Here is a 16,689-nt window from a genome sequence, read left to right on the forward strand (position 1 = left end):
TTGAATTTAAAGGAATGTATTACTACTCGGTAAATGGCAAGTAAGTGAATAAAAAAGCTAACTAGACTATCTTTGTCTAGCTACTTCTTGCTCGTGAGCTTGTAAAGTTGTGTTAAACTTGTGAGTTCCCGTTTTTTTATCTCTCATAAAATATAAATAATTTGTCTTAGCAGGAGAAATTGCTGCTAGTATTGCAGGGGTTGAAACGTTACAAATTGAAACACTTGGAAGACCTGAGTTTTTATATGAATTAAACTCTGAATTATCTTCTCTAATCATTTGTGGTGTTACTTTTACATGAGAATTCATTCCGTAATTTAGCATTCCATCCATTTGCAACTTCATGCCCTTATTTAGTCTATTATAAATAACACTTGCTACAATAGGCATCTCGCTTTCGTTTGCTGCTTCTTTTTGAATAATACTTGCAACTATAACAAAACGATAAAATTTATACTCTGTATAATCTCCAAAAACCTTTTTGCTTATTGTTTCATTGCGTTTTTTCGTAAAATCTAGTAAATATTTTATAAATAATCTTTCGCTAATACCTAATGGAATTGAATAAGTATCAGGTGTAAGCATTCCTTCTTTTCTACTTGATTGAGAATATAATTCATCTAATAATTTATCAGGATTTAAGTTAAGCTTTTTAGCTGCAACTTCTCTTAAAAAATATTCACTTGTTTCACCTGGAATTAATGTAATATTTACTAAGGCTGCTTTATTTTTTGTAAGCTCGTTTAAAAACTCCCATCTTAAAAGCTGTGGTTTTGATATTGCTATCCATCCACTTTGAGGTTGTCCGAAAAATAATAATAAATATTGGTCTAATTTGCTAAATTGCAATTTTGTATTATTTAAACTTGTTATAATCTTTGCGTTTGAGCCTTGCGGAACATATACTACTGAGTTTGACTTCACAGGTTGCAATAAATAAAACAAAATAGCTAGGATAAAGATGAAAAAAACATCTAAACACATAAATAAAATAGTAAAAAGTCTTTTTATATTCATATTTTTAATAATTGCCTTTGTAATTGTATTAGCTAACGGAATTTCAATTAGGAATTTAGAATTACCAAATATTGAAATAACAGAGCTTTATATAAAACTTGATAAAAAATTAATATTAAATGCAAATAAAGTTTATATCAAAAAAGCAAACAGCAATGAAGATATAAACATCAATGCACTTAGAAAAAAAATCCTAGACTTAAAAGAATTTAAACAAATTTTAGCATTTTTTCAAAACATAAACATTAAAGAAGTTAAAGTAAATGATAGCGATAAAATACAAGTTTATTATGATCAAAAACATTTAAATATTTCTAGCAATGACATTGAAACAAATCTAATAATAAATCCATATTTAAATGAATTATTGATAAATATAAGTAGTTTAAGATATAAAGATTTGTATTTTTATGGAGATTTAAGAATTGCAAAAAGCATAGAAATAAAAGGCTATTTGCATTCTAAAAACAATGATTTAAATGCTAAATTAAATGTAATTAATAGCAAAAATGATTTTTCTTTGGATATAGAAAAATTAGAAATTAAAAATCAAGAAAAAGCTTTGGCTCATTTTGATAAATATTTAAAGCCTATTATGAAAGAATGGCTTATAGATAGGGTAAAATTTGAAAATTTTAAAGGTAGCTTTGCCTTTTATATAAAAAATAATAAATTAGAAAAATCATTAGGAGATGGGATATTTTCTAATGTAAATGTAAGATATAACGATAAAGCTCCGATAGCCTATGCAAAAGAAGTAAAACTAGCATTAAATAATATGCAATTAGACATTACAAGCTCTAATTTAAGCTCTTTAAATAATGTTAAAGTAGATAGTTTTAGCCTTAATTTTGATAATTTATTACGCCCTAATATTTTAATAAATATACAAGCAAATAATGTATTGTATAACGAAGGAATAGAAAAAATCATCAATGCTTATAATGTATTTTTAGGTTTAAAACAAACTAGTGGAACTTCAAAAGCAAATGTAAAAATAAGCCTAAGAAATGATAAAAAACACGATGTTTTAGTAAATGTTAAATCAAATGGAGCATATACTTTTAATAATCTTAAATTTAATGCTAATGTAAATGTTAGCGTAAATAATAAATTAGTAAATGTTACAGGAGATGCAAATACAAACGAGATTAAAATAACTAATGGTGTTTTTAAACTAGATGCAGGAACTAAACTAGCAAGCATAGAAGCTAAAAATCTAAATATTGATTATAAAGAATATTTTAATTTTAGTGATAGTGCTAAACTAAACCTTAATCTAAACACCAAAACACTTGAATTTCCTAAACTAAATTCCACGATTTATTTAGGCAATGATTTGCTGATTAAAAGCAAGATTATTGATTTATTGCCGTATTCTAAAAAACTTCAAAGTTTAAAATTTAGCAATGGAGAGATTGAATTAAGCAGTAAAAATGATGTATTTTTTGTAAATATTACTAATGCGATGTTTGATTTTAATATCTATAAAAATAATCCTAATAATTTAGATAATAATTATAAATATATTAAAGATGATTTTTATATAAGCATTAAAAAAGATGAAACAAAAATAACAACTAAAAGCAAATTAGTTGAACTTAGCTCAAAAAATAATAAAACAACTATAAATTTAAACAATGCAATAATTGACGCAAATAAATTAGATAACGATAAAAGCGATAATTCTAGCATAGAACTTAATTTAACTAATTCTAAGATTTTTTATAAAGATTTTAATCTTAATTTTGAAAAACTAAACCTTAATAAAAGCAATTATCAAACTATGATAAAAGCTACTTTTAAAAACGGCGGAGAATTATCGGCTAAAATTAGTAAGGATAGTTTTTTAGCTTATATTAGAGAGCTAAGCCACAAAACATTAAATGAAATCACAAATAAAGAAATCTTTATAAGTGGAGAAATTGACCTAGATGCAAATGGTAAAAATCTTGATGATTTTGAGGGCTTATTAAATGTTAGGGGGGCATATCTAGCAAATACAAAAAACTATATAAATCTAATAGCATTTATTGAGAGCGTTCCTAGTATTATGACTTTAAACAAACCTGGTTTTACAAAAAAAGGTTTAGGAATAAAGTTTGGTTCAATTGAGTTTAAGCACAAAAATAACCTAATTAATATTGAAAATGTAAATATCTTAGGTTATAGCATTGATTGCAGTGGTAAAGGAATTATTAATCTTAATTCAAAAACAGCAGATATTGTTCTAAATATTTTTACCTTAAAAAATACAAATAAAATAATCAGCAATATTCCTATAGTAAAAGAGATTTTCATAGGTGGCAAGGATAATAAAATCGCAACTCAGCTAAAAATCAGCGGAAGTCTTGATAATCTTGAGTATAAAACTACTCTAGCTAAAGATATTTTAACAAGTCCCTTTGTATTGCTAAAAAATATCGTAACCTTGCCTAAAAACTTAATAATTAGGTGATTTGTTTTTGGAATTTGAATTAGGAATTACGAAACAATCTAATAATTAATATTAAAGGAGAGTTATGCTTAAAATATTAGCTATTTTACTAATTACAAATATTTATTCATATCAAATAAATAAGTTAAAAATAGAGCTAGATAGTATTTATAAAAGCTTTCCTTATATTACCAAAGAAATAAGACAAGACCAAGATGAATTTTTAAAAAGCATTGGTGATTGTAAAGATGATAATAATTGCATTATAAATTCTTATAAAGCTAGGGTAAAAGAGCTTAGCACAAGTTTTAAAAACTCAAAAACCTATCCTAAAGAATTAATAGAACATATAAAAATAATTCAAGAAAACTCAACTGAGTGTTATAAGCGTAAATGCACAGTAGATTGCGAAGAGATATCAATAAATAATTTTTGGCAAGATTTTTTTAGATACAAAGATATAAAAATAAAGCCAAAAATTGTAGATGCTAAGCCTTACGCAAGCCAAGAAGTAAAAGACACTCTTAAATACTGCTGGGATTTAGGGCTTGATAGAAAAGTTTATAAAGATATAGGGCGTGATAATATCTATGGTGTTGATAACGATGTGAGTTATTCTTTTTATGAAGTTGATAAAAATGGAGAGCTCTATTTTGCAAGTAAAATTAAGGGTAAAAAATACATAAAAAAACATAAAAGTATAACTATAAGTGATGTAATTTTAAATGATAAAAATTACTTAGCTTTATTAGGTAAAATTGGAAATATTTTGTTTATAGAAAAAGATTTTTGCAATCATCCTATTAAGAATAAAAATCTGTTAGATGTCATAAAAAAATCTAATAGAATAAAAATATCAACAGATTTTCATGAGCTTACACAAAGAATTTTTACGATAAATTACAAAGAAAGAGATTATTTTTTGGTTTATAAGATTTACTATTATAATGCATATCCAACATATGAAATTTATATACATAGTATTGCAAATATTGTATCTAACGCATATTATCTTTACACAAGAGCATACCCTTATACATTTACTGAATTAGAATCTTTACATTGTGAAACAAATTTAAAAAAGGAGAAAGAATAATTTCTAATTCCTATTTCAAATTCTTTTAAATTTTAATACTTTTATGGCAGTAATTAAGATTTTTTATTAGTTAGTAAAATATAAATTTTTAAAAAATTATATAAATAATATTTTTTATTATCTAAAAAACTTTATAATTTTTCTACTTTATTTAAAAGGAGAAAGTAATGAAAAAAATTATGTTATCTTTAAGTTTATTAGCAAGTTTAAATGCTAGTAGTTTAATAGAAGCTGCAAAAGACGCAGGATTAGTTGCAATTCCTAGCGATAAAGCAAAGCTTGAAGAATTAATCAAGCAAAACGCACCTGATTATGTAGAATATCCAACCACAAAAGAAAGAGTTGAGCTAGGTAAGAAGCTTTATTTTGACCCTAGAATTTCAAAAAGTGGCATAATCTCATGTAACACCTGTCATAATCTAGGGCTTGGTGGAACAGATGGCATACCTGCTAGCACAGGTCATAAATGGTCGCCAAACCCACACCATCTAAACTCTCCAACAGTTTATAACTCAGTATTTAATTCATCTCAGTTTTGGGACGGAAGATCAGGTCATTTACAAGATCAAGCAAAAGGTCCTATTCAATCATCAGTTGAAATGGCAGCAGTTCCTAGCGAAGTAGTTAGCAAGATAACTTCTATTCCTGAGTATGTTCAAGAATTTAAACAAGCTTATGGAAAAAATGTAAAAATTGATTTTGATTTAATTGCTACAAGTATAGGAATATTTGAAAGAACTTTAATCACTCCTTCAAGATTTGATGATTTTTTAAATGGTAATGAAAAAGCTTTAAGTGATGATGAGAAAAAAGGTCTAAAATTATTTATAGATAAAGGCTGCACCGCTTGTCATACAGGAATTAACCTTGGTGGAACTCTTCAAGCATTTGAAGTAGCTAATAAATATCAATACGCTAATATAGGTGATTTTAAAGGAGATAGCGACGGACTTATAAAAGCTCCAACTCTAAGAAATATAGCACTAACAGCTCCATATTATCATAATGGTGCGATTTGGGAACTTGAAGAGGCTGTAAAATCTATGGGTAAAATCCAACTAGGAATTGATATAAATGATAGTGATACTAAATTAATCATTTCGTTTTTAAAATCACTAACAGGTAAAATGCCAGAGATTAGCTACCCTACTCTACCTGCTTCAACAAACAAAACCATTAAGCCTGATTTAGAGTATTAAAAAGTCTTAGGATGAAAATCCTAAGCCTAATTCTATTCGTAATTTCAGGAATTTGAATTAGGATTTTGCTTGTATTAATTTAAGTAAAATAATCTTTTATGTAAAGTTTTAATTCAAATTCTAAGATTTTAATTTGCTTATTCTAAAGCAAAATTTGAATAATTTTGTCTTAAAGCTTCACCACTTAAAAAAGCTACACTTTGAGCTAAATTTAGCGACCTTCCATAGCTTTTCATAGGAATTAAAAAAGTATTTTTATCATCTAAAATAACTTTAATTTCAGGTTGTGGAAGACCAAAACTCTCACTCCCAAAAACAATAAAATCACCTATACTAAAACTAGCATTAAAATAGGCATTGTTTGATTTTGTGCTAGCAAATTTCATTTTTGAAATATCATTATTTTCTAAAAAATGCTTAGCATTATCCCAAAAAATAGGCTCTAATTTATCCCAATAATCAAGTCCTGCGTGCATAATCTTTTTACTTGAAAAGTCCAAAAAATGCGGTCCAACCAAATGCAATTTAAAGCCTAAGTTATAACACATTCTACCTATTGTGCCTACATTTCCTGCAATTCTTGGCTCAACTAAAACTATATTAAACATTTTTTAAATACTCCTTTATGTGCAAATCTTCACACATATTTGCATCATTTTTTGATTTAATATTTTCATAAATAATTTTTAACTTTTTATCATAAAGCCCTAGAGTTTTGGCACGAATGATTATTTCTTTATTAAGCCCTAACCATTCTTTCAAGGGCATTTTAGTAGCAACTTTACATAATTCATAATCGCTTATTTTTTTTAATTTTGGTTCTGTCTTTAAAAATGCTAACTTTTTTTTAAATTGTAATTTATTATAAAAATTATTAAAATAATTAATAAAATAATAAAAAAATAATGCAAATCTTTTTTCTTTACATATCAAATTTTTATTATTTTTAATTTTTATTAAAACACTTAAAAAGGTTTTTTTATCTACTTTAAAGCCAAAACAAGTTTCAAATAATTCTAATTTATACAAATAATAAAGCCCTATTTCTGGGTATTTTGCATTAAATAATTTTATTAATTCAGCACTTATTCTATCGTTTGATAAATTTGTTATATCAATATTTTTTAAATAATTTAAATCATTTTTATTAGTTTTTAATTTAAATCTAGCTATGAATTGAATAAACCTTAAAACCCTTAGTGAATCTTCGCAAAAAGTTTCATAATTAACAATTCTTATTTTTTTATTTTTACAATCATCTATTCCACCATGTAAATCTAATATTTTTTGATTAAAAATATTTATCATTATTGCATTCATACAAAAATCACGCCTAAGAGAGCCTTTATATTCATCATTTTCTACTGTTACTTGAAAATCTGTATGTAAATTTCCTACTTTTTTTTCTGTTCTTGCAAGCGCTAAGTCATAATTGTATTTTTTATAAACAAAAAAACTTTTCCCTACACCTAAAGCTTTTAGTTCTTTAGCTATTTCTTCCATTTGGTCTGGGCTTACATCGTATATTTCTATGTCAAAATCATTAGATTTTTTACCAAAATATATATCTCTAACACAACCACCTACAAAATAAGCTCTTTTTGTATATTTTGATAAAGTTGATTTAATTTCTAAAAAGGTCTTTTCGTTCCAAGGAAGCATTAATTTTTTAAACGCTCTTCAATATTTGCCAATAAAAATTCAATAAAAGAAATTGTAATTTCTAATCTTTTTTGCAAATCTTCTTCATTTTGTTTTGTATTTAAAGCTTCAAAAAGAACCAAAATTCTTTCTTTAATCTTTAATAAATATTGCTTTTCATAGTTTGTTAGCATAGGAGTTTGTTCTTTGTTCTTTTGTATATCTTCAATTTTTGATATTAATTCTTCTTCTACACTTTCTTGATTTATTATCTTAATATCTTCAAGTTTTTCTTCTTTTTTATTTTCATATTCTTTTTTTACTTCTTCGGCTGCAACTTGAGATAATCTATCAATCATTTGTGATAATTCTTCATTATTCATATATTTAATAACCACCTTTTAAACTCATTATATTCTTGTTCACTTTTTGCATTCATAAAAAAATCATACATTAATAAATTAAGCTCTAATTTATGAACCTTTGCTCCACTTAATCTAAAAATACCTTCCTTAGCTGCTTGATTATTTTTATCTTTTTTTAAAATATTTTTATAAATCTCAAGGGCTTCAGCTCTTAGCCCTTGTTCTTCATATATTTTTGCAGCTGTTATTGTTTGCATTCACAATACTTTGCTATTAAATTACCCATTTCTTGGGTATTTAATTTAATATTTGCATTAGCTAAATCAGCACAACCATAGCCTTCACTTATAGCTTTTTTAACTGCATCTTCTATTTTTGTAGCATTTTCTTCATCATTTAACGCAAATCTTAACATCATAGCAGCACTTAAAATTGTAGCAATTGGATTTGCAATACCTTGACCAGCAATATCAGGAGCGCTTCCGTGAATTGGCTCATATAAGCCAACCTTACCACCTATACTTGCACTTGCAAGTAGTCCGATTGAGCCAACAACCATACTAGCTTCATCACTTAAAATATCTCCGAATAAATTTTCAGTTAAAATTACATCAAATTGCTTTGGATTTTTTACAAGTTGCATTGCAGCATTATCTACATACATATAACTAAGCTCAACTTCTGGATAAACTGGGGCTAACTCATCGCAAACTTCTCTCCATAAAGCTGAAGTCTCAAGAACATTTGCTTTATCTACCATACATAGTTTTTTGCGGCGTTTCATTGCACTTTCAAAACCTATTTTTGCAATTCTAATAATCTCATCACGGCTATAAACCATAGTATTATAAGCTTTATCATATGACTTTTCTCTTGGTTGTCCAAAATAAATTCCACCCGTTAGCTCTCTTACTACAAGTAAATCAACGCCTTTTACAACCTCAGCTCTAATTGTGCTAAGCTCTTCAAGTCCTTCATAAACAAAAGCTGGGCGAAGATTTGCAAAAACTCCTAAAGCTTTTCTAAGTGCAAGCAATCCACTCTCAGGTCTTAAATGGCGTTCTAAATTATCCCACTTAGCCCCACCAATTGCTCCAAATAATACGGCATCAGAATTTAATGCTGTATCGATTGTCTCTTGCGGCAGTGGAACTCCAACGCTATCAATTGCTGCTCCACCCATTAAGCATTCTTTATATTCTAAATCAGGGCGAACAACTTTAAGTACTTTTATCGCTTCATCAATTATCTCAGGCCCTATTCCATCACCTTTAATCACACAAATTTTACTCATTTTGCCACCTTACTAGCGTACTCAATAAGCCCACCAGCTGCAAGTAATTCTTGCATAAATTCCGGAATTGGATTTATTTTATAGCTTTCGTTTTTTGTAATATTTTTAATAACACCATTTGTTATATCTATGTCTAATTCATCATTTTCTGCAATTTTATCAGTATCATTGCATTCAAGTATTAAAAGCCCTGTATTATATGCGTTTCTATAAAAAATTCTTGCATAAGTTTTTGCAATTACGCATTTAATATTTGCAGCTTTTATAGCTATTGGAGCATGCTCACGACTAGAACCACAGCCAAAGTTTTCTCCCGCAACTATACAATCATTCTCGCCAATTTCTTTAAAAAATCCTGGTCTAGCATCTTCCATAACATAACTTGCTAAAACTTTTTCATCACTAGTATTTAAATATCTTGCAGCAATGATTAAATCTGTATCTATATTATCGCCAAATTTAAAAACTTTCATGTATCTCCTTTAAAAAATATAATTAATTCCAAACATAAATTCATTTGTATAATTCTTCAAATTTTTAGCTTTGTCAAAATCTGTTGAAAAATCAAAATGTTTTCCTTTATTTGTTGAATTATTATTATACATATAACTTAACTTATAGTTCATAATCATTTTTAATTGATTATTAAATAAATATTCTATGCCTATATTAGCATTACTTACGAGATTTTTATAAAAACCATCACTTATTTCAATTTTATTTAAATAATTTAAATTTCTTCCCTTTAGTGAATAATCTTTATAAAAATTATATTCTATATCAGTTCCTACTGATAATGATAAATTATCAAAATAAGTATTTAAATTAAAACCAAGATTAGCATAAGAATAAAATTTATTAAAACTATCAAGCCCTACGCTAAATTCATTTCCACGCTCATTAAAGCTATTTTGCCTACTATAAATCCCATTTATAGCAATATAAGGCTCAAACAGATTTGAAACAAAGCCATCGCTATGTAATTTATAAGATAATTTTAATGAATATGCTAAAGAATTATCATAAAACCTTGCAAAATTATCAAATCTTTGGGTTTTATTTAAAGTATTTAAATAACTTAAATTATTTGATATTACTAGATTATTAAAATCATAAGTTAAATTAGCCTTTAAACCTATTGTTTTAGCGTCATTTTTAAAATTATCATTATACATATTAACACTATCATAAACAAATCCAAAAGCAAGTTTTAAATCATCTTTAATTAAGGCATTGCTTATTAAAGTTTTGCTTGAATTTGCTTTTAAATCATCAATACTATTATGTCCGAAACTTTGCTCAATATTAAAATTATTTTTTAAAGCACTTGCATGAATATTTTTAACTCTTGCAATATTCATAAGGCTGTTTTTATAAAAATCAGTTGCAAAAAGCTTATTAGTATTTTCTTCTAATTTATCTTTTGTAGTATTTAAAACATTAGCATAAAACAAATCAGCTCTTTTTAAGTTATACTCAGCTTCACTTAAAGCTCCATCAAGATTAATTTTATTATACGCTAAATCATTGCTTGTTTTATCTTGTTTTTTGCTCTCGTAATCTAAATAATTATCAAGTTGAGTGAATAATAATTGATAATTTTTCTTAGCAAAATCGTTTAAATCATTTGCCTTATCTAAATCAATTCTTTTAACCATTACGCTTACTTTATCATCAGCATAAATTGGCTCGTTAATTTCTAGAAAAGTTACTAATGATTGAACTGATTTAAACTTATTTTCAATGCTTTTTGCTGTTAATATATCAACATTTTGACCTTGAGCAATATTAACACCTGATTTTACTCCTACTAAATTAAATTCTCCATCTAACTTAGCATTTCCTAAAACCCTAAAACTCTCACCTAAATTTGAATAAATCTTACTATTTGCACCTAATGTAAGACTTCCTAAAGTAACACCTTCATTTACTAAAACACTATTATTAGTAATGCCACTTACTATTGTATTGCTTAATCTTAATATACCGTTTGTATTTGTAAAATGTGCTTGATTTTTCTTACCTGCTAGCCATAAAGTTCCGTTTTTAATCTCACTTGCGCCTGTAAAGGTATTATCTCCACTTAAAACTAAAGTTCCTATGCCATCTTTAATAAGACCATAACTACCTTTAATATTATTTGAAAATACATATAAATTATCTAAATCAACATTAGCATAAAAGTCTTTTCTAAACTCAGCTACTCCATTCATAGCACGAGCAGGATTTAAAACACCAACACCAAAACGAGCCTTTATTTCATCTTCTGTGCTAGTTGAACTAGTAACCTTAAATGCAGTTGTAAATAAACTTTCTTTAATATTATCATTACTCATCCAAGGATATTTTTCATAAATTAAAGCAGCCACACTAGCAGTTGCTGGAGCGCTATAACTTGTGCCTTGATGTCCGTTTATTACAAAAGGAGCTGAAATACAATCATCCCAACCATATTTTTTGCAAGTATTTCCGTAATGATAAACTTCTTTAACAAGCCCATCATTATCTGTTATATAAAAATGCTTTCCATATTCATCTACTCTTGCTTTTTCTGTTTTATAACCTAATACAATCACCCAACCTTTTCTTAAAGGGCTATCAATAGGTAATGCGTGGGTTGTAAAAGGCTTATCAATATTATCAATAACATTTCCTGCTGCATTAAATACTAAGGCATTATTCTTCATAATTGCTGTATAAAACACACCTGTATTAGGACTTGAATTATTTAATTCGTGATATTCATAAGATTGATTAAAAAATCTAACTCCACTATTTGATAAAGCATCAATCGTAGCAGCTAGATTTATCTTATCGCCCCTTTCATCTTCACTAATAGGACTTACTATATTTGCAAATTTTATTTTATTTGCAATAAGACTTGCAGTATCCATTACATTTTTGCCATGTAAAATAGGATTATTATTACTATCTTTTAAAAATGAACTTGAATATGCTTTGCTTTTAAAATTATCATTATTTAATCTATTTTCTAAGCTATTCCATTTATCGTTTGTGCTGTTTATATAATCATAATACTCATTAAATAATACATTTGTTAAATCATTTGTCCCTGAATCATTTATACCTATAATTATTCCATTACCTAAAAAACCTTGATTCCAATTAGGACTAAATCCATAGCTTGATTGCTTTACTTCTGCTCTTGAATTAACATCATTTATATTTGCTTTATCATTTGAGCTTTCATAATTAGAAACATTATTCGCTACACTAAAAGTCTTTAAAGAACTATCATAAAGCTTGCTAAATACTTCTACGGCTTCTTTATTTTCGCTTGTTAGTTTTGTGCTTAATTCAACTTTATTTTCTATTTTAATGCTAGGTAAATTTGTATATATTTCTTTAATTTCTGCCTTGCTTATATTTGTATTAACAAGATTTAGCACTAGATTTGGCTCGTTTGTATTAGGAAGATTTGGCTCAACTAGATTTGGAATACTAGGCTCTAGCTTATTTGAAATTGGCTCAACTGGACTCGGAACACTAGGTTCTGGCTTATTTGGATTATTTAAATCAGGATTAATTGGAACTGGATTAATAGGCTTTGGAGTAACTTGATTTGGGCTACTTATAGGTGTTGTTTTTGGAGTGGAATTTGAAATCGGAACTACAACTGCACCACCGCCACCACAGGCGCTAAATAAAACCAAAATAGTGGCTAATGATAACTTGCTCTTAAAATTCATATAAAAATCCTAAATAAAATTTATTTGTATAATGCTTTTTTGCGAAAGTATTATAATAATGAAAATTAAAATTTATTTTATTATTTAAACGATAATCAAAACTAATTCCTGAATTAAGCAAAAATCTTTTATAAAAGCCATTTGAGATTTCTAAATTATTAGAAAAATCATATTTTGCTAAAAAATAAAAATCTTTATTAAAATTATATTCTAAATCAATGAAAGGCTTTATTTTAATATTTTGAAAATCAAAATTCACATTTAATCCCAAATTAGCATAATAAAAATCTTTTTTGAATTTTTCAAATTTTAAGGCTAATAAATCGCTATTTTCACTAAAGGCTTTTTGATAATACTTTAAGTAATTAAGTCTTAAATAAGGGCTAATTTGATTATTTAATCCTAATTCACTTGAAAGAACAAGAGCTTTATTTTTAAAACTTGAACTTAAATTAAATCTATTTACATTATTTTTAATATCAAAATACGAAATCAAATTCTTTAAATAATAATCATTTAAATTTAGGTTATAACTAGCTAAAAATCCTAAAGTTTTAGCATTATTTTTAAAATTATCATTATAAATATTTGCATCATTATATATAAAAGCAAGACCTAAATTATCAATATTATGAGCTATTTTAAAATCATACGAACTTTCTTTTAAATCACTGATTTTATTGTAATTATAGCTTATGCTTGAAGTATCATTTAAATTTTTGCTTGCGTTTTTAATCCTTGCAATATTTAATAATGAATTTGTATAAATATCTTCTGCAAATAATAATTTCGTAGTAGGTATTAATTCATCTTTTGTTGTATTAATTATCGCACTTGCTACTAAATTATATTTTAAAAACTCATTTTCGCTTAAATTACCATTTAAATTAGGCTCTTTATAGTTTGCTAAATCTAATGCTAAATCAGGCTTTTTTGTTTCATAAAGTAATCTATCAAAATTAGTAAATAAACTTGTATAATTTTTCTTTGCATAAGCGTTTAGTTCTGGTAGTTTGCTTAAATCTTCAATTTTATCAACCTTTATACTAAGCTTAGTGCTTTCATATTTTGGCTCTTTGATTTTTAAAAATACTGAGTTTGAAACTATATTTTTAAATTGCCCTTCAATACTTCCTGCTGTTAATAAATCTTCTCTTTCCTTATTTAAAGTGTAATTATATTTAACGCCAACTATGTTTAAATCCCCATCAAGCTTAGCTTTATTAACTACATTAAATCTTTCACCTATATTTGTATAAACCTTACTTGTATTAAAAAGAGTTAAATTATTTACATTAAGCCCTTCATTAACTAAGGTTCCATAATTCGTAAGATTTGCAGCACTTGCATTACTCATTCTTAAAATTGCATTATTTATAACATTTGCTTTATTTGTATTACTAAGCCATAAAGTGCCTTTTTTGATATTTATATCACCTGTAAATGTATTTGCTCCACTTAAAGCAAGAGCTCCAATTCCATCTTTAATAAAATTTGCTGAGCCACTAATATTATTTGAAAATACATATAAATTATCTCTATCTACATTAGCATAAAAATCATGCCTTAAACTTGCAACTCCATTCATTGCTTTTGCAGGATTTATAATGCCTTCTCCAAAATGAGCTTTTACATCATCTTCATTTGTTCCATAAACCTTATAAGCTGTAGTAAATATACTTTCTTTAATATTATCATTGCTCATCCAAGGATATTTTTCATAAATTAAAGCTCCAAGGGTTAAAATAGCTGGGGTGCTAAAGCTAGTTCCCGCATTGCCATTTATTGAAAAAGGTGCTGCTATACAATCATCCCAGCCATATTTTTTACAAGTATTTCCTGCAGCATATACATACTTTTTTACACCATTATCCATAATATAATAAGTATCTTTATATCCTGATGGTTTTTTATCATAATAACCAAGTGCTATTATCCAGCCTTTTCTAAGTGGGCTATTTAAAGGAAGTGCATGGTTTGAAAAATCTCCAGTAGTTGGAGCATTTCCAGCTGCACTAACTACTAGAGCGTTATTTTGCATAATCGCTGTATAAAAATCTCCTACATTATCTTCACTAGTATCAATTAATCCTGTTCTAGCAAATGAGCGATTAAAAAACTTTACTCCACTATTTGATAAATAATCAATAGTTGCAGCAAGATTTACATTATCTCCTGAGCTTAAATTATTTCCATCTGCATCAATTAAAGGTAAAGGCACATTAGCAAACTTTATATCTTTAGCTAAATGATTTGCTGTATTCATTACTAAAGTTCCATGGTTTGCTTTTTCTTTTGTTTTTTCATTGATTAAAATAGAGCTTTTATAAGTTTTTTGAGTAAAATTAGCATTATTAGATCTATATTCTAAATCGTTCCAATATAGTGTTGCGTGATTATTGTAATCATAATGATAGTTAAAAGCTAATTTACTTAAATCTTCTGTTCCTGAATCTAAAATCGCTAAAATTATTCCTGTGCCTAAAAATCCTTGATTCCAATTAGAACTAAATCCAACGCTTGTAGTATAAATAGAAGCGTTTTTGCCTGCAACGAAGTTTAAATACTTACTATCATATAAGCTTTTTCCTAAATCAAATTCCGCAGTGTTTTGATAACTTGAATAAGTCTTTACAACAGGTGTAGGTGAGTTTGCACCGCCTCCACCACATGCACTTAAAAATAATAAACTAGCTAATAAAATACTAAATCTCAAAATCAAACCTTAAAAATAATTTCATGTAAAATGTAAAACACACCAGTAGCAGCGATTATGCTAATAAAACCTTTTTTAAAAATTATGTGAGTAATCAAAGCTACAAGACCAGCGATTATATAATCACTTGCGTAAGGTGGGTTTTTATAATCTAAGCCTTTATATAAAAAGCAAACTAAAATAACCATAATTAAAAGTGGCATATGTTTTTCAAGATACATTAAAAGCTCATTTGGTTTTTTTGTCCCAAAAAATATATAAGCTAAAGCCTTTAAAACAACAGCACTAAAACCAGCAATTAGCAAAGCAATCATCGTATAAGACATAATTTCTTTCCTAAAATCAATATAAATATTCCTGAAAAAATACAGCTTAGCATCATATATTGCTTATCTATAAAAAATAAACCAACAAGCCCTAAAAATAATGCTATAAAAAATACTTTATTTTCTTTATGTTTTATATAAAGTTCATAAGCTAATACAATAAATAAAGCGTTTAAAGAAAAGCCTAAAGCACTATAATCAGCTTTAGAATAGCTAGCTATAAAATATCCTAAAATACAGCCAAAAATCCAATATAAATGATTAAAAGTTAGAATTAAAACCGCAGTTTTTTTATCATAATCTTTTGCACTAAGCAATGCAAAGCTTTCATCAGTTAGAGCAAACATTGCATAATATTTTATAAATCCTAAATCTCTAAAATATTTTAAAGCTCCTAAAATATAGAAAAAATGTCTAAGATTTAGCAAACTTGCAGCTATTAAAATCTCTAATAAACTAGCACTCGCACTAAGTAATGATAATAATAAAAATTGTAATGAACCAGAAAAAACAAAAACAGCAGCAACAAATACTTCAAAAAATGTAAAAGAATTTGAATACGCAAGTATGCCAAAAGCAACACCTATTACAATGTATGCAACTGCAACTGCAAAAGTATCGATTAAAGCTTGTTTTATCATTTTGTGTACTTTTTGATATATTCGTCTACATCTACTTGTTTTTTAATAGTTTTTTCTTGTTTTACATTATTATCATCATCTTGAAAATAGATATAATCAATTCCAAAAAGAACACCAATAAAAATAATAAGTGGGATTAAAAATACCATCATTTCTCCTTTATACTCAAAAGAATAATAGCAAATATTTTTAAAGCAAAAAGCATTTTTTTAAATTTTCAAATTCCTAATTCAAATTCCAAACACTA

The 16,689-nt window shown here is 26.7% G+C and carries 15 protein-coding genes; 3 read left to right on the forward strand and 12 right to left on the reverse strand.

Translation table 11 applies throughout. From position 1 onward, the window contains the following. Positions 1-66 precede the first annotated feature (66 nt). On the reverse strand, positions 67-1,065 hold the full coding sequence (gene mltG, locus AC1B00_RS07085) for an endolytic transglycosylase MltG (protein ID WP_442862404.1): 999 nt from the start codon (positions 1,063-1,065) through the stop codon (positions 67-69). Between mltG and AC1B00_RS07090 the strand changes: the two genes are divergently transcribed. From AC1B00_RS07090 to AC1B00_RS07100, 3 genes are all read left to right on the forward strand, one after another. Next, positions 962-3,475 (forward strand): YhdP family protein, encoded by a 2,514-nt coding sequence (locus tag AC1B00_RS07090; RefSeq protein WP_488848980.1) that lies wholly within the window; start codon positions 962-964, stop codon positions 3,473-3,475. The two genes, mltG and AC1B00_RS07090, sit on opposite strands and share 104 nt — an antisense overlap. A 64-nt stretch (positions 3,476-3,539) precedes the next feature. Beyond that, a complete protein-coding gene (locus AC1B00_RS07095; RefSeq protein WP_488848982.1) occupies positions 3,540-4,550 on the forward strand; it encodes a hypothetical protein in 1,011 nt (336 codons plus the stop codon). 167 nt (positions 4,551-4,717) lie between these two features. Further along, positions 4,718-5,749, forward strand: a complete 1,032-nt coding sequence (locus AC1B00_RS07100; RefSeq protein ID WP_488848983.1) for a cytochrome-c peroxidase — start codon at positions 4,718-4,720, stop codon at positions 5,747-5,749. A gap of 137 nt (positions 5,750-5,886) precedes the next feature. Here the strand turns inward: AC1B00_RS07100 and AC1B00_RS07105 are convergent, their stop codons facing one another. Genes AC1B00_RS07105 through AC1B00_RS07155 form a run of 11 tightly spaced genes read right to left on the reverse strand, consistent with a single transcriptional unit; the run spans position 5,887 to position 16,591 of the window. Beyond that, positions 5,887-6,357, reverse strand: coding sequence for a tRNA (cytidine(34)-2'-O)-methyltransferase (locus tag AC1B00_RS07105; protein WP_488848985.1), 471 nt, complete (start codon positions 6,355-6,357; stop codon positions 5,887-5,889). Next, a complete protein-coding gene (locus AC1B00_RS07110; protein ID WP_488848986.1) occupies positions 6,350-7,411 on the reverse strand; it encodes a tRNA nucleotidyltransferase/poly(A) polymerase-related protein in 1,062 nt (353 codons plus the stop codon). Before AC1B00_RS07110 ends, AC1B00_RS07105 begins: the two co-directional genes overlap by 8 nt. After that, positions 7,411-7,773 carry a CiaD-like domain-containing protein gene (locus AC1B00_RS07115; RefSeq protein ID WP_239816927.1) on the reverse strand — a complete coding sequence of 121 codons (363 nt, stop codon included), beginning with the start codon at positions 7,771-7,773 and terminating at the stop codon, positions 7,411-7,413. The genes AC1B00_RS07110 and AC1B00_RS07115 overlap by 1 nt, the downstream gene beginning before the upstream one ends. After that, on the reverse strand, positions 7,770-8,012 hold the full coding sequence (locus AC1B00_RS07120) for a hypothetical protein (protein WP_239816928.1): 243 nt from the start codon (positions 8,010-8,012) through the stop codon (positions 7,770-7,772). The genes AC1B00_RS07115 and AC1B00_RS07120 overlap by 4 nt, the downstream gene beginning before the upstream one ends. After that, complete coding sequence (gene leuB, locus AC1B00_RS07125) at positions 8,000-9,049, reverse strand: 3-isopropylmalate dehydrogenase (RefSeq protein ID WP_488848987.1); 1,050 nt, start codon at positions 9,047-9,049, stop codon at positions 8,000-8,002. The genes AC1B00_RS07120 and leuB overlap by 13 nt, the downstream gene beginning before the upstream one ends. Continuing rightward, complete coding sequence (locus AC1B00_RS07130; RefSeq protein ID WP_239816930.1) at positions 9,046-9,522, reverse strand: 3-isopropylmalate dehydratase small subunit; 477 nt, start codon at positions 9,520-9,522, stop codon at positions 9,046-9,048. The genes leuB and AC1B00_RS07130 overlap by 4 nt, the downstream gene beginning before the upstream one ends. A 9-nt stretch (positions 9,523-9,531) precedes the next feature. Next, positions 9,532-12,759, reverse strand: a complete 3,228-nt coding sequence (locus AC1B00_RS07135; protein WP_488848988.1) for a S8 family serine peptidase — start codon at positions 12,757-12,759, stop codon at positions 9,532-9,534. Beyond that, a complete protein-coding gene (locus tag AC1B00_RS07140) occupies positions 12,749-15,475 on the reverse strand; it encodes a S8 family serine peptidase (RefSeq protein ID WP_488848990.1) in 2,727 nt (908 codons plus the stop codon). The genes AC1B00_RS07135 and AC1B00_RS07140 overlap by 11 nt, the downstream gene beginning before the upstream one ends. Before the next feature lie 2 nt (positions 15,476-15,477). Beyond that, entirely contained in the window at positions 15,478-15,801 is a 324-nt protein-coding gene (locus AC1B00_RS07145) for an AzlD domain-containing protein (RefSeq protein ID WP_488848991.1), read from the reverse strand. Continuing rightward, the gene (locus tag AC1B00_RS07150; RefSeq protein WP_488848992.1) at positions 15,786-16,442 is read right to left on the reverse strand and encodes an AzlC family ABC transporter permease; all 657 of its coding nucleotides are present in this window, start codon (positions 16,440-16,442) and stop codon (positions 15,786-15,788) included. The genes AC1B00_RS07145 and AC1B00_RS07150 overlap by 16 nt, the downstream gene beginning before the upstream one ends. After that, a complete protein-coding gene (locus tag AC1B00_RS07155; protein ID WP_239816935.1) occupies positions 16,439-16,591 on the reverse strand; it encodes a hypothetical protein in 153 nt (50 codons plus the stop codon). The genes AC1B00_RS07150 and AC1B00_RS07155 overlap by 4 nt, the downstream gene beginning before the upstream one ends. Positions 16,592-16,689 lie beyond the last annotated feature (98 nt).

This window comes from Campylobacter sp. DY7, from assembly GCF_057802535.1.

Excerpts from the sequence above, each read along its gene's own strand:
- AC1B00_RS07090 (WP_488848980.1), top strand. The coding sequence starts at position 962 with ATGAAAAAAACATCTAAACACATAAATAAAATAGTAAAAAGTCTTTTT.
- AC1B00_RS07095 (WP_488848982.1), top strand. The coding sequence starts at position 3,540 with ATGCTTAAAATATTAGCTATTTTACTAATTACAAATATTTATTCATAT.
- AC1B00_RS07100 (WP_488848983.1), top strand. The coding sequence starts at position 4,718 with ATGAAAAAAATTATGTTATCTTTAAGTTTATTAGCAAGTTTAAATGCT.
- AC1B00_RS07105 (WP_488848985.1), bottom strand. The coding sequence starts at position 6,357 with ATGTTTAATATAGTTTTAGTTGAGCCAAGAATTGCAGGAAATGTAGGC.
- AC1B00_RS07110 (WP_488848986.1), bottom strand. The coding sequence starts at position 7,411 with ATGCTTCCTTGGAACGAAAAGACCTTTTTAGAAATTAAATCAACTTTA.
- AC1B00_RS07115 (WP_239816927.1), bottom strand. The coding sequence starts at position 7,773 with ATGAATAATGAAGAATTATCACAAATGATTGATAGATTATCTCAAGTT.
- AC1B00_RS07120 (WP_239816928.1), bottom strand. The coding sequence starts at position 8,012 with ATGCAAACAATAACAGCTGCAAAAATATATGAAGAACAAGGGCTAAGA.
- leuB (WP_488848987.1), bottom strand. The coding sequence starts at position 9,049 with ATGAGTAAAATTTGTGTGATTAAAGGTGATGGAATAGGGCCTGAGATA.
- AC1B00_RS07130 (WP_239816930.1), bottom strand. The coding sequence starts at position 9,522 with ATGAAAGTTTTTAAATTTGGCGATAATATAGATACAGATTTAATCATT.
- AC1B00_RS07135 (WP_488848988.1), bottom strand. The coding sequence starts at position 12,759 with ATGAATTTTAAGAGCAAGTTATCATTAGCCACTATTTTGGTTTTATTT.
- AC1B00_RS07145 (WP_488848991.1), bottom strand. The coding sequence starts at position 15,801 with ATGTCTTATACGATGATTGCTTTGCTAATTGCTGGTTTTAGTGCTGTT.
- AC1B00_RS07150 (WP_488848992.1), bottom strand. The coding sequence starts at position 16,442 with ATGATAAAACAAGCTTTAATCGATACTTTTGCAGTTGCAGTTGCATAC.
- AC1B00_RS07155 (WP_239816935.1), bottom strand. The coding sequence starts at position 16,591 with ATGGTATTTTTAATCCCACTTATTATTTTTATTGGTGTTCTTTTTGGA.